Annotated in this window: 8 protein-coding genes and 2 riboswitches; all 8 genes read left to right on the plus strand. The window is 48.3% G+C overall.

Annotated features, from left to right (window positions below; all coding sequences use genetic code 11):
• The first annotated feature begins 26 nt into the window (after window positions 1-26).
• The gene (gene aceE, locus BFR57_RS05930) at window positions 27-2,699 is read left to right on the plus strand and encodes a pyruvate dehydrogenase (acetyl-transferring), homodimeric type (RefSeq protein WP_071463101.1); all 2,673 of its coding nucleotides are present in this window, start codon (window positions 27-29) and stop codon (window positions 2,697-2,699) included.
• An 11-nt stretch (window positions 2,700-2,710) separates the two neighbouring features.
• A complete protein-coding gene (aceF, locus tag BFR57_RS05935) occupies window positions 2,711-4,450 on the plus strand; it encodes a dihydrolipoyllysine-residue acetyltransferase (protein WP_071463102.1) in 1,740 nt (579 codons plus the stop codon).
• A 111-nt stretch (window positions 4,451-4,561) separates the two neighbouring features.
• Complete coding sequence (gene lpdA / locus BFR57_RS05940) at window positions 4,562-5,989, plus strand: dihydrolipoyl dehydrogenase (protein ID WP_071463103.1); 1,428 nt, start codon at window positions 4,562-4,564, stop codon at window positions 5,987-5,989.
• 145 nt (window positions 5,990-6,134) lie between these two features.
• Window positions 6,135-8,219, plus strand: coding sequence for a M13 family metallopeptidase (locus tag BFR57_RS05945; RefSeq protein WP_071463104.1), 2,085 nt, complete (start codon window positions 6,135-6,137; stop codon window positions 8,217-8,219).
• Window positions 8,220-8,249: 30 nt separating this feature from the next.
• Window positions 8,250-8,591: a hypothetical protein gene (locus tag BFR57_RS05950; RefSeq protein ID WP_143441049.1), complete on the plus strand. Its 342-nt coding sequence runs from the start codon at window positions 8,250-8,252 to the stop codon at window positions 8,589-8,591.
• Window positions 8,592-8,639: 48 nt separating this feature from the next.
• Window positions 8,640-9,869 (plus strand): efflux RND transporter periplasmic adaptor subunit, encoded by a 1,230-nt coding sequence (locus BFR57_RS05955; protein ID WP_071463106.1) that lies wholly within the window; start codon window positions 8,640-8,642, stop codon window positions 9,867-9,869.
• Window positions 9,862-12,972 (plus strand): CusA/CzcA family heavy metal efflux RND transporter, encoded by a 3,111-nt coding sequence (locus tag BFR57_RS05960; protein ID WP_071463107.1) that lies wholly within the window; start codon window positions 9,862-9,864, stop codon window positions 12,970-12,972. The genes BFR57_RS05955 and BFR57_RS05960 overlap by 8 nt, the downstream gene beginning before the upstream one ends.
• Before the next feature lie 173 nt (window positions 12,973-13,145).
• A riboswitch (cyclic di-GMP riboswitch) is annotated at window positions 13,146-13,232 on the plus strand.
• Window positions 13,233-13,244: 12 nt separating this feature from the next.
• Window positions 13,245-13,337, plus strand: a riboswitch (cyclic di-GMP riboswitch).
• Between the two features lie 16 nt (window positions 13,338-13,353).
• Window positions 13,354-13,857: a hypothetical protein gene (locus BFR57_RS05965; protein ID WP_071463108.1), complete on the plus strand. Its 504-nt coding sequence runs from the start codon at window positions 13,354-13,356 to the stop codon at window positions 13,855-13,857.
• The last annotated feature ends 44 nt before the right edge of the window (window positions 13,858-13,901 follow it).

A 13,901-nucleotide genomic window follows, 5' to 3' on the forward strand; every position in this document is an offset into this window, starting at 1 on the left:
TGAAACATTGAATGAAAGGAATAGCTATGAGTGAAGAAAACAAACAAGATGTTGACCAGCAAGAAACGCAGGAGTGGCTCGACGCGCTTGAAGGCGTTTTAGATGCCGAAGGTCCCGACCGTGCGCATTTCTTGTTGGAGCAACTGATTGACAAAGCGCGTCGTAACGGTGCGTATTTGCCTTATCGCCCAACCACTTCCTACTTAAATACTATTCCGGCGAGTCAGGAACCGACCATGCCGGGCAATCAAACCATGGAAGCACGCATTCGTTCAGCCATTCGTTGGAACGCGGCGATGATGGTTTTGCGTGCGTCACAGAAAGGTGAAGAACTCGGTGGTCACATTGCGAGTTTTGCGTCTTCAGCGATGCTGTATGATGTGGGCTTTAACCACTTCTTCCGCGCACCGAGTGACGGTGATGGTGGTGACTTCTTATTTATTCAAGGTCACGCATCGCCGGGTATTTATGGCCGCGCGTTTATTGAAGGCCGCTTAACCCAAGAGCAACTGGATAACTTCCGCCAAGAAGTCGACGGTAAAGGCTTGCCTTCGTATCCGCACCCGAACTTGATGCCTGATTTCTGGCAATTCCCAACGGTATCAATGGGCTTGGGTCCAATTCAGGCGATCTACCTCGCCCGTTTCTTGAAGTATTTGACTGACCGTGGCATCAAAGACTGCTCAAATCAACGCGTATACTGCTTCATGGGTGACGGTGAGACCGACGAGCCAGAAAGCTTGGGTGCGATTAGCTTGGCATCACGCGAAGGCCTCGATAACTTGACCTTTGTTATCAACTGTAACTTGCAACGCTTAGATGGTCCGGTGCGTGGTAACGGTAAAATTATCCAAGAGTTGGAAGGCACCTTCCGCGGTGCTGGTTGGGAAGTTATCAAGGTGATCTGGGGTCGCTACTGGGATCCGTTATTGTATCGCGATACCGAAGGTAAGTTGCGTGAGTTGATGGAAGAAACCGTGGATGGTGACTACCAGAACTTTAAAGCAAAAGGTGGCGCATATACGCGTGAACACTTCTTCGGTAAATATCCAGAAACCGAAGAAATGGTTGCTAACTTATCGGATGAAGATATTTGGCGCCTAAACCGCGGCGGTCACGATCCAGTTAAGGTTTACTCGGCCTATCACAAAGCGGTGAACACCAAAGGGCGTCCGCAAGTTATCTTAGCGAAGACCGTGAAAGGTTACGGCATGGGAGCGGCAGGCGAAGGTAAAAACATCGCCCACCAAGTTAAGAAAATGGACATGGATGCCATCAAGCATCTACGTGATCGTTTTAACATCCCGTTCAAAGATGAAGAGCTGCAAGATCTGCCTTACTACAAGTTTGAGGAAGACAGTGAAGAGCTGAAGTACATGAACGAGCGTCGCGAGGCATTGGGCGGTTACATGCCGACTCGCCGTGCCGAGAGCGATGTTGAGCTTGAACTACCGTCGTTGAAAGCGTTTGATGCGGTGCTGAAAGGTTCAGGCGACCGCGAAATTTCATCAACGATGGCGTTCGTCCGCGTACTGACGGCATTATTGAAAGATAAGAAAATCGGTAAGCGTGTCGTACCTATCATTCCGGACGAAGCACGTACTTTCGGTATGGAAGGCTTGTTCCGTCAAGTGGGTATTTATGCGCACCATGGCCAGAAATATACCCCGCAAGATGCCGATCAAGTGGCCTACTATCGTGAAGATAAGAAAGGTCAGGTTATTCAAGAAGGTATCAACGAGCTAGGCGCAATGGCGTCTTGGGTAGCGGCAGGTACAAGCTACTCACTTAACAATGAGCCGATGATTCCGTTCTACATCTATTACTCGATGTTTGGTTTCCAACGTGTGGGCGACTTAGTGTGGGCCGCTGGCGACAGCCAAACACGCGGTTTCTTGATTGGCGGTACAGCCGGTCGTACAACGCTCAACGGCGAAGGGTTGCAGCACCAAGACGGACACAGCCATATCTTGTTCGGTACGGTGCCTAACTGTATTACTTATGACCCAACCTACGGTTATGAGATTGCAGTGATCGTACATGACGGTCTGAAGCGCATGTATGAAGACCAAGAGAACGTGTTCTATTACTTGACTGTAATGAACGAAAACTATCATCAGCCAGAAATGCCAGAAGGTGTCGAAGAGGGTATCTTAGGTGGTATTTATAAGCTCGACGAGGTGAAAGCTAAGAAGAAAGCTAAAGCCGATGTTCAGCTGTTAGGTAGCGGTACGATCTTAGAGCAGGTGCGCAAAGCCGCTGACATCTTGGCAGAGGACTTCGATATCAACTCGACTGTTTACAGCGTAACCTCATTTAACGAGCTGGCGCGTGATGGTCTGGATGTTGAGCGTCACAATATGCTCAATGCTGATAAAGAGCCGAAAGAAGCCTTTATCACTAAGGCAATGAAAGATGCGAAAGGTCCAGCGGTTGCAGCGACGGATTACATGAAGTTATACGCTGACCAAGTGCGTCAGTGGGTGCCGACTTCGTATCGTGTCTTGGGTACCGATGGATTTGGTCGTTCGGACAGCCGTGCAAATCTGCGTAAGCACTTTGAAGTGGACGCTAACCACGTGGTGGTTGCTGCACTTAAAGAGCTTGTTGATGCCGGCGACATTGACGCGAAAGTGTTGAGCAAAGCGATCAAAGACTACGGTATTGACGTCGACAAACTTAACCCACGTAACGCATAAGGAGTATTGATATGGCGGATAAGATTGAACTCAAAGTCCCCGACGTGGGCGGAGAAGAAGTCGAAGTCATTGAGATCCTCGTCAGTGCAGGCGACACCATCGAAAAAGAAGATGGTGTTGTCACAGTCGAGAGTGACAAAGCTTCTATGGATATTCCTGCCTCTGAGGGCGGGAAAATCGTCGAGTTGAAAGTAAAAGAAGGCGATACCATTAAAGAAGGTGACGTACTCGCTATTATCGAAGCAGCGAGTGATGACAGCACCGATGATGACGACGACAGCGATGATGACAAAGCCGAAGACACTACGGAAGAATCCTCGCCTGACGAATCATCAGACGCATCGGAAGACGATGACGATGCACAGGATGACCAGCAGCAGGAAGCAGCAAGTGGTGGTGAGAGCGAAGTGATTGACGTAGAAGTCCCTGATATTGGCGATGAAGAAGATGTCGAAATTATCGAGATCTTGGTCAACAAAGGTGATTCGGTCGAAAAAGAAGATGGCTTGATTACCTTAGAAACTGACAAAGCCACCATGGATGTGCCATGCCCTGAAGATGGTGAAGTGGAAGAAATGCTGGTCAAAGTTGGCGATAAAGTATCGCAAGGCTCTAAAATCGCGAAGTTGAAAGTCACGCGCAGTGGCGGTAGTTCGAGCTCAACCAACGACGAGTCTAAATCAGCATCGAAATCCGAAGATAAGGCTGAGCAAGCACCTTCGAAGTCTGAGAGCGACGACAAAGCGTCCGCTAAGTCGAACTCGACGCCGACCAGCGAACGTCAGCCGCCTGTGCCGGATCATCCGACCGAGCGTAAAGATGGTTCACCGATTCATGCATCACCGGCCGTTCGTCGTGTGGCACGTGAATTCGGCGTCGACCTATCACAAGTCAAAGGGACTGGGCCTAAGAACCGTATCCTCAAAGAAGACGTGCAAGAGTACGTCAAGTACGAGTTGTCACGTCCGAAAGCAGTCGCTGGACAAACGTCCCAAGGCGGTGGTGGTCTGCAAGTAATTGATGGACCTAAAGTCGACTTCAGCAAATTCGGTGAAGTGGAAGAAGTTCAGTTATCGCGCATTCAGCGGAAGTCAGGTCCCAACCTGCATCGTAACTGGGTGACTATCCCACACGTCACGCAGTTTGATGAAGCGGACATCACCGAACTTGAGCGGTTCCGTAAATCGGAAAACGAAGTCGCTAAGAAACAAGACCTTGGCTTCAAGATCACACCATTGGTGTTCATCATGAAAGCGTGTGCGAAAGCATTGCGTGAATTCCCGAATTTCAACTCATCGTTGTCAGAGTCGGGTGAAGCCTTAATCATGAAGAAGTATGTGCACATTGGTATTGCGGTGGATACGCCGAACGGTCTCGTTGTACCGGTCATCCGTGATGTCGATAAGAAAGGCATTTATGAGCTGTCAGAAGAGCTTGTTGATGTCAGTGCGCGTGCACGTGACGGCAAGTTGAAGGCAGCCGATATGCAAGGCGGATGTTTCTCAATCTCAAGCTTGGGCGGTATTGGTGGCACAGCATTTACACCGATCGTTAATGCACCAGAAGTGGCTATCTTAGGCGTATCCCGTAATGAGATGAAGCCGAAGTGGAACGGTAAAGAGTTTGAACCTAAACTCATGTTGCCATTGTGTCTGTCTTACGATCACCGCGTGATCGATGGTGCAGATGCGGCGCGTTTCACAGCGTATTTGAGCCAAGTTTTAGGTGATATTCGTAAATTGGTGCTTTAAGCACCAATTTTACCGAGAAATACGATCTAAATGGCGTTACAATAACCGCACATTTAGCGTTGACGGACCTCGGTGGGTAGCTCAACCCGCCGTGAATAACAAGGGGTTATCATGAGCGACAAAATTAAAGCACAGGTAGTAGTGTTAGGTTCTGGCCCAGGTGGCTATTCAGCAGCATTCCGTGCAGCTGACCTTGGTTTAGAAACGGTTCTAGTTGAACGTTACAGCACCTTAGGTGGTGTTTGTTTGAACGTAGGCTGTATCCCTTCAAAAGCTTTGTTGCATTTAGCAAAGCACATTGAAGATGCCAAAGTATTGGCGAACGAAGGCGTCGAATTTGGCGAGCCTAAAATTGATTTAGACAAGATCCGTAAGCACAAAGAAAAAGTCGTGGGTCAATTGACTGGCGGTTTAGGTCAAATGTCTAAAATGCGTAAAGTGAAAGTCGTCAACGGTTACGGCAAATTCACGAGCAGCAACACGTTGAACGTAGAAGGTGAAGACGGCAACACCGAGATTGAGTTTGAAAACGCAATCATCGCAGCCGGTTCACAACCTATCAAATTGCCTTTCATCCCACATGATGATGAGCGTATTTGGGACTCTACCGACGCACTTGAGCTGAAAGAAATCCCTGAAAAAATGCTTCTTCTAGGTGGTGGTATCATCGCTCTAGAAATGGGCCAGGTATACAGCTCGCTGGGTTCTAAAGTTGATGTTGTTGAAATGACGGACCAATTGGTACCGCCTGCTGATGCAGACATCATGAAGAGCTTCAACAAGCAAGTGAAAGGACGTTTTGAAAACGTCATGCTAAGCACTAAAGCGACTAAAGTTGAAGCGAAGAAAGACGGTATCTACGTGACCTTTGAGGGCAAAGGTGCACCAGAGAAACCAGTTAAATATGACGTGGTATTGACCGCAGTCGGCCGTGCGCCAAATGGTAAGAAGATCGACGCTGATAAAGCGGGCGTTAAAGTCACCGAGCAAGGCTTCATCGAAGTGGACAGCCAAATGCGTACTAACGTGGACAACATCTTCGCGATCGGCGATATCGTTGGTCAGCCGATGTTAGCCCACAAAGCCGTTCACGAGTCGCACGTAGCGGCCGAAGTGATTGCAGGCAAGAAACACTTCTTCGAGCCGAAAGTAATTCCTTCGATCATGTATACCGATCCAGAAGTAGCATGGGCCGGCGTGACCGAGAAAGAAGCAAAAGAAAAAGGAATCGAGTACGAAGCAGTGACTTTCCCATGGTCTGCATCAGGTCGTGCTATCGCATCGAACGCACAGCAAGGCATGACTAAGCTTATCTTTGATAAGAACAACCGTATCATCGGTGGTGCAATGTGTGGTTCGAACGCCGGTGAGTTGTTAGGTGAAGTTTGCTTAGCGATCGAGATGGGTTGTGATGCAGAAGATATCGCATTAACCGTTCATGCTCACCCAACATTACATGAATCAGTTGGCTTAGCTGCTGAAATTCAAGAAGGTTCAATCACTGATATGCCTAACCCGAAAGCGAAAAAGAAAAAGTAACTTTTCGTTTACGGTAAATTATCAGCAAAACGGCAACATTCATCGCGAATGTTGCCGTTTTTCTTTACTTGTCGCCTAATTTTGCGCTAATTTGTTCGAACTTGTAGATATGAGTCGACAAAAACTAAATAACAGGTGACAACCAATGAATAAATTAACTACCGTTGCTCTGAGTGTCTCTATGGCACTTGCTTTAGGCGCATGTTCGCCGCAACAAGAAGCGCAATCGGAACAGTCTAGCCAACAGAAGCCCGCAGCCGAGAAACAACAAGAAAAACAGCTTACCTCGGGCATCGTGCTGGAAAACTTTGATAAAAGTGCGCGTCCTCAAGATGACCTAAATCAGTACGTGAATGGCGCGTGGATGGAAAAAACTGAGATTCCAGATGATCGTTCTTCGGTCGGCTCATTCTTTGATTTGCGTGAGCGTAATCAAGAGCGTTTACATAAAATCATCGAAAAGTCAGCGAATATGCAAGCAGCTGCTGGCACCAACGAACGTAAAGTAGGTGATTTCTTCAATGCGTATATGGACGTTGAGACGTTAAATGAACTCGGTGCCAAGCCAATCCAGTCGGATCTTGAGTCGATCAACGCGCTTGATAGCTACGAGTCCGTTGCTGAATACTTCGCACACATGAGCCGCATGAGCACGTCAATTCCGTTCGGCTTCTACGTTTATCCTGATGCAAAAGACCCACAAACCAACGCGATGTATGTATCGCAAAGTGGTCTTGGCTTGCCGGATCGCGAGTACTATTTAAGCGATGAAGACAAATTTAAAGAATTCCGCACCGCGTATGTTGAGTACATCAGCGATGTAATGGAAATGGCCGGCGTCGACAATGCAGAAGCTGCAGCGGAGCGTGTGTTAGAGCTTGAGACAAAATTAGCTGAGGCGCAGTGGACACGTGTTGAAAGCCGTAACGCGGACAAAACCTACAACAAAATGACAGCAAGCGAAGTTGATGAACTGTTTGGTAGCTTTGATTTTACGCGTTACTTGAGTGCGGCAAACTTGAGCGACGTTGACAACATGGTTATCCGTCAACCGTCTTACTTCGAAAAACTCGGTGAGATGTTCACGGATGTCGACCTACAGACGTGGAAAGACTATTTATCGTTTAAAGTGATCAACGACGCCGCTTCAATCTTAAGTGAAGACTTCTCTGACCGCCGTTTTGCATTCTACGGCACTACGCTTCGTGGCATTCCAGAGCAAGAGCCGCGCTGGAAGCGTGGCGTAGATGCGACTAACAGCGTGTTAGGCGAAGTGTTAGGGCAGGTATACGTCAAAGAATACTTCCCACCAGAAGCTAAAGAGAAGATGGAAGGCTTGATTGAAAACTTGCGTGCTGCTTACGCAGATTCAATCCAAGGCTTAGATTGGATGACCGACGAAACTAAAGAAAAAGCGTTGCAAAAGCTCGCCAAGTTCGATCCAAAAGTAGGCTATCCAAACGAGTGGCGTGACTACTCAGATTTAGATATTTCTTCGACTGACCTCGTTGGTAACTACAAAGCGTACGCTGAGTTCAATTACAACGAAGAAATCGAGAAGATCGGCGGTCCAGTCGATGAAGAAGACTGGGGCATGACACCACAAACGGTCAACGCTTATTACAGCCCTGTGCGTAACGAGATCGTTTTCCCAGCAGGTATCTTGCAGCCTCCATTCTTTGATATGAATGCTGAGATGGCTGTTAACTATGGCGGCATCGGTGCTGTTATCGGTCATGAGATGGGCCACGGTTTTGATGACCAAGGTTCTAAATATGATGGTGAGGGTAACCTGAACAGCTGGTGGACTGATGCCGACCGTGAAGCCTTTGATAAACGGGGTAAAGCATTGTCAGCGCAGTACAGCGCTTACGAGCCTATCGAAGGTGTGAACATTAACGGTGATCTGACGCTGGGTGAGAACATTGGTGACCTTGCAGGTTTAACTATCGCGTATGAAGCTTACATGAAATCACTCGACGGCGAACAAGCGCCTGTGATGGATGGCTTTACAGGTCCTCAGCGTGTATTCATCGGCTGGGCACAAGTATGGCGTGGCAAGTATCGTGAAGATGCGATTCGTCAACAGGTGTTGAGCGACCCGCATTCGCCAGCCGAATACCGTGTAAACGGAACGGTCGTCAACGTACCTGCGTTCTATGAAGCCTTTGATGTGAAGCCCGGTGATGAGCTTTACGTGGCACCAGAGAACCGTGTTACCATTTGGTAATAACTTGAGGATAGGTAGTCGTATACATTTATGAGAACTATCGTATTGTTGCTATGTATGGCGCTGACAATCGTGAGTGGGGTATTACCCGCTACTCACGCTCAAGCCATGCCGATGACAACAACGATGACGCATCATGATTGCTGCGACTCTGGTGACGCTCAGCCTAGCGCTGAGCGTCACGCATCTTCTTCCAACTGTGAGCAGGACACACACGCCTGCGATAATTGCACACAGCATTGTTTCGCGCATGCGGGACTTATTTCTATCTCTCCCAATATTCAAGTAAGCGCTTATCAAGGTGTTTTTGCAGCACCCATCGCCCAGTTACTTGATGCCTCCGAAGGTATTCTGCGCCCACCTAAGGCTTAACCAACACAAACAAAATAGCGTTGGTTTTTTTCAATTTAGGTGAACGTCATGAAAAGTCGTATTTTTTGGATCTTAATGATCCTAGTTATTCCGTTTGTCTCTGCACAAGAGCCTGTATATGTGTGCCCAATGCACAGTGAAGTCACTCAGCACGAGCCAGGTCAGTGTCCTATTTGTGGCATGGATTTGGTTTTAAAGTCATCACAAAAAATGACGATGGAGCATGCGCAGCACAGTTCTGCGATGACGCCATTGTTTGAAGTGAGTCAGCAACAACAACAGGCGATTAAGCTGTCGACCACAACGGCAACACGGCAAGCGCTCAAACCTAAGTTAATGGTTCAAGGCGAAGTGCAGTGGGCTGAAAACGAGCAAATCCATGTCCACCCTCGCGCTAAAGGATGGACTGAGAAACTTTACGTAGATGTCGAAGGTGCACAAGTAACAAAAGGTGAACCGTTGTATCAGGTCTACGCGCCTGAATTGGTGGTCGCACAAGACGATTACTTACAGCTGCTGAATTCACTGCAACAAGTCGGAAGTGCCGAAAAGCAAGCCAGTTTCAAGCAACGCGGCCGCACTCGGCTAAAGCTTTTAGGCATGTCCGATGAACAAATAGCGCGTTTGGAACGCACCAAAGAAACCCGTTATACGGTCGACTATTTTGCGCCACAGTCAGGTTATGTCACCGCGCTCAACATTCAAGAGGGTATGTATATCATGCCAGAACAGTCGGTGATGACGATTAGCGGGCAGCAGGCACTCTGGCTCATGCTTGATATACCACAACGATATCGGAACCAGGTTGAAGCCGGACAGACAGTTCATATTGCATCGAATTCGGTGCAGGGGCACTGGATGGGTATGATCGACTACATATACCCTGATATCGACAATGCCACACAAACGTTACGTGCTCGCGTTCCTTTGCAAGTAGGGAGCGCGACATTAGCGGTGGGGAGCTGGCTCAACGCGCAGGTTGAAGTAGCAACGCTGGAACCTGCCGTGGTCATACCCGTATCAAGTCTAATCCAAGTGGGACAGCAAAATCGTGTTGTGGTGAAGGCGAGCGATAACGAGTTTACTGTCAAGTCAGTAAAAGTCGGCATGCGAGTGGGCGACCAAGTGCAAATTTTGAGCGGCTTAGCCGCCGGTGAAAAAGTGGTCACTAATGGTCAATTTATGCTTGATTCGGAAGCCTCAATGCAGGGCTTACTGCCAGCGCAAGATGCAACGATGCCAATGATGCAGCACTCACACGGGGGGATGCATGATTAATCGTCTTATTGAACTGAGTTTAAAGCACCGTTGGTTGGTCTTGTTGCTATCGATAGCCGTGACCTTAGTGTGCCTTCACTCATTGAAAGACACGCAACTCGATGCGATCCCCGACTTATCCGACGTGCAAGTGGTGGTTAAAACCAGCTATCCAGGTCAAGCACCGGCAGTAGTCGAAGAACAAGTGACTTATCCACTATCGAGTACGTTACTTTCGGTACCTAAGACAAAATCGGTTCGCGGTTTCTCGTTTTTTGGCGATTCGTATATTTACATTGTTTTTGAGGAAGGTACGGATCCTTACTGGGCTCGCAGCCGAGTGCTTGAATATCTGAATCAAGCCCAAGGACAAATCCCAGACGGCGTACAACCAAGGTTGGGTCCGGATGCGTCCGGTGTCGGTTGGATTTATCAGTACGCGCTGGTGGATCGTACAGGAAAGCATAACTTAGGCGAGTTAACGCGTATTCAGAACTGGTACTTAAAGCAAGGATTGCAGAGCGTTAAAGGTGTCGCCGAAGTAGCACGCGTAGGTGGCATGGTAGAGACTTATCAGGTCGTGGTTGAGCCGAGTCAGCTGCGACGCTACCAATTAAGTTTAAGTGACGTGACTTCGGCGATTCAAAATGCCAATGCTGAAGTCGGTGGTTCCGTCGTTGAAATGGCCGAGGCCGAGTACATGGTGCGCGGTTTGGGTTATCTACAATCGATAGATGACTTTCGAAGTCTACCTATCGGTAAGCCATCTGCTCACGACGGTATTATCACCTTAGGTGATGTGGCTCACATACGGATAGGTCCTGAGTTGCGCCGAGGGGTTGCGGACCTTAATGGGCAAGGTGAAGTGGTCGGTGGGATTATTGTCATGCGTTACGATAGTAATGCACTCAAGACGATCAACGGCGTTAAAGCTAAATTAGCAGAGCTTGCTCAGGGCTTACCCGAGGGGATCGAAATCGTTTCGACTTACGATCGCTCCGAGTTGATTAATGCCTCGGTCGATAACCTCAGCAGTAAACTGGTTGAAGAAATGGTGTTTGTAGCGGTGATTTGTTTCATCTTTTTGCTACACGCTCGCTCAACATTAGTGGCAGTGATTAGCTTGCCCCTGTCTGTTTTGATTGCGTTATGGATCATGAACCTGATGGGCATCACGGCAAATATCATGAGCCTCGGGGGGATTGCCATTGCCATCGGCGCATTGGTGGATGCGGCTATTGTGATGATCGAAAATGCCCATAAGCATTTGCAGTCATACGAGCATGCCCATCAACGACAACCTCAGGGGGCCGAAAGGCAGCGGGTGCTTTTAGCTGCCTGCACTGAAGTCGGAGGCTCGTTATTCTTTTCGCTGCTAATTATTACTGTTAGTTTTTTGCCTATCTTTGCTTTACAAGGTCAACAAGGGCGCTTGTTTGAACCTTTAGCGTATACAAAGACGCTCGCCATGGCGTGTGCTGCGCTGCTCGCTATCACGCTGATTCCAGTGCTTATTGGGTTTTTTATCCGTGGCAAAATCCCCAAAGAGGAAACAAACCCTATCACGCGCCTACTTGTGTGGTTATATCGGCCACTGCTCGACAGTGCGCTGCAATGGCCAAAGCTCACTATCGTGCTGGCTATCGTAATTACAGCCAGTGCCGCCTACCCGTGGCAAAAGCTTGGTTATGAATTGATGCCGCCGTTGTACGAGGGCGATCTGATGTATATGCCAACAACGCTGCCAGGCATTAGCGTTGAGGAAGCTTCTCAGCTGCTACAGCAAACCGATCAGTTAATCGCCCAACATCCACAAGTAGCGCGAGTGTTTGGTAAAGTGGGTCGCGCTGATACGGCAACCGACCCAGCGCCCCTCACCATGATCGAAACCAGCATCACATTGACGCCTGAGTCGAGCTGGCCTGAGGGCAAAACGATTAACGACATTAAATCCGAGTTAGACCGATATGTGCAAGTGCCTGGCTTGACTAATGCGTGGGTCATGCCCATACGAACGCGTATTGAAATGCTTGCAACAGGGGTAAAAACGCCGTTAGCAATAAAAGTCAGTGGCTCTGAACCTGAGCAGCTACAAACCATGGCTATGCAAATCGAAAAGCAAGTCAAAGCAAGTTCTGCAACAGCATCTGCTATAGCTGAGCGTGCACAATCGGGTCGCTATATTGAGATCGCGCCTAAGCTCGACGAAGCGGCCCGATACGGTGTTTCGCAGGCTGAACTGCAACAGCTCATTACCCATGCGGTAGGTGGACAACAGGTCGCCACGTCGATTCAAGGGGAACAACGTTTTCCTATCAACGTGCGCTATCCACGTGCATTGCGTGATCATGTTGATAAGCTGAGGGAGCTCAAGATCTACAGTGAATCGGGTCGTTGGTTAGTGCTCAGTGATATTGCCGATATCCGTCTGACAGAAGGCCCAGCAGTACTTAAAAGTGAAGATGCGCGGCTCAGTAGTTGGATATTTATTGAACCTGCTGCAGGTGTCACGAGTTCAGAATTTATTGCCGAACTGACGCCACAGTTACAGGCTCTTGATTTACCCGAAGGCTACAACTGGAGCTGGACTGGGCAGTTTGAGGCCATGCAACAAGTGGAGCGCGATCTTCAGCTGATTATTCCTATCACATTGGTGGTTATCCTGTGCTTGCTGTATGCCGCATTTAACTCGATTTCCCAGTCACTTTTAGTGATTGCGACGCTGCCATTAGCTTTGGCCGGTAGCCTATGGTTCATTTATCTATTGGATTACCAACTGTCGCTTGCGGTTATCGTTGGCATGATCGCGTTGGCTGGCGTGGCTGCTGAATTTGGGGTCGTTATGCTGCTCTACCTTAATCAGGCATGGAAAGCACGCGACACAGACGTAGCTCAATTAATGTCTGCGATAGAGGAGGGGGCGTTAAAGCGGGTTCGACCCAAAGCAATGACTGTCGCTACCATTATTGTCGGGTTGCTGCCAATTATGTTGGGTTCGGGTATTGGTAACGATGTAATGCAACGCATCGCGGCTCCTATGGTGGGCGGAATGGTGTTGGCCCCCTTAGTTTCAATGGTGCTGATACCTGTGGTATTTATGTTGCTAAATCGACGTCAAAAATGATGTCTGACATGAGGCTGCGACCCATTCGGGTCGCCGTCTTAACAAAAAACTTACATAATATTTATTTATGATTCAATAATTTACTAGACGATTGAAAAAAAATTGATTAATCGATCTGGCGAATACATAACGGCTCTTCTAGAATACATCTCAACTTGACAACACTACGGTGAAATCAAGTCGGCCAAACCCATCGCGAGGTGGGGACGGAAAGCTTCGGGTCTTCTAAAAATAAAAACGAAGATAGCCGGGTTGCAGCTAAATAATTAACTTTGTTTAACTGCCAAACTCATTGTGAAATGAGGACGGAAAGCCACGGGTCTCAGAGTTTGTTGAGATGTATCTCAGATAGCCGGGTTGCGAAAATTAGGATTTCGCAAAATGAAAACTTCAGTAAAAACCCTCTTAGTTGCTAGTTTATTCACCACCACCGCAGCAGTTGCTGAGCAAATGGACTTAAGCAATACCGATACTACTTCATTCACTGTTAACGGTACCGTTGAGAAAGTGTGTAAAGTCGATAACAGCAGTGGTCCTTCAAAAACCATCGCGTTAGACGGCGTTGCAACAGCAGGCTTTGGTGTTGGTTTTTGGTGTAATACAGCCGCAATGCCAACCATCACTTATAGCTCACAAAACGGTGGTGTATTGGCACTTAATAACGATCCACAAGCAGGCTTCATTCCATATACCATGGATCACGGCGCCGCAGTGGGCGTATCTCTAACCTCTCCTTATTCAATGACTGGTAACGGTAACATGGTGGGTAACAATACCAATGGTGACCTCCACCGCCGTACATTGAAAGTATCTCCAGCACCAACGGGTTATGAGCGTGCAGGTGACTACAGCGACACAATCACTGTCACTGTTACACCTAACTAATTGAGTTTTTCATTCTAAGCCATCGCCCTTGGGCGATGGCTTAA

Origin of the sequence: Idiomarina sp. MD25a (assembly GCF_001870515.1) — a bacterium.
Taxonomy (GTDB): domain Bacteria; phylum Pseudomonadota; class Gammaproteobacteria; order Enterobacterales; family Alteromonadaceae; genus Idiomarina.

What these genes read in the sequence shown, in the direction of transcription:
- aceE (WP_071463101.1), top strand. Translation starts at nt 27, where the DNA reads ATGAGTGAAGAAAACAAACAAGATGTTGACCAGCAAGAAACGCAGGAG.
- aceF (WP_071463102.1), top strand. Translation starts at nt 2,711, where the DNA reads ATGGCGGATAAGATTGAACTCAAAGTCCCCGACGTGGGCGGAGAAGAA.
- lpdA (WP_071463103.1), top strand. Translation starts at nt 4,562, where the DNA reads ATGAGCGACAAAATTAAAGCACAGGTAGTAGTGTTAGGTTCTGGCCCA.
- BFR57_RS05950 (WP_143441049.1), top strand. Translation starts at nt 8,250, where the DNA reads ATGAGAACTATCGTATTGTTGCTATGTATGGCGCTGACAATCGTGAGT.
- BFR57_RS05960 (WP_071463107.1), top strand. Translation starts at nt 9,862, where the DNA reads ATGATTAATCGTCTTATTGAACTGAGTTTAAAGCACCGTTGGTTGGTC.
- BFR57_RS05955 (WP_071463106.1), top strand. Translation starts at nt 8,640, where the DNA reads ATGAAAAGTCGTATTTTTTGGATCTTAATGATCCTAGTTATTCCGTTT.
- BFR57_RS05965 (WP_071463108.1), top strand. Translation starts at nt 13,354, where the DNA reads ATGAAAACTTCAGTAAAAACCCTCTTAGTTGCTAGTTTATTCACCACC.
- BFR57_RS05945 (WP_071463104.1), top strand. Translation starts at nt 6,135, where the DNA reads ATGAATAAATTAACTACCGTTGCTCTGAGTGTCTCTATGGCACTTGCT.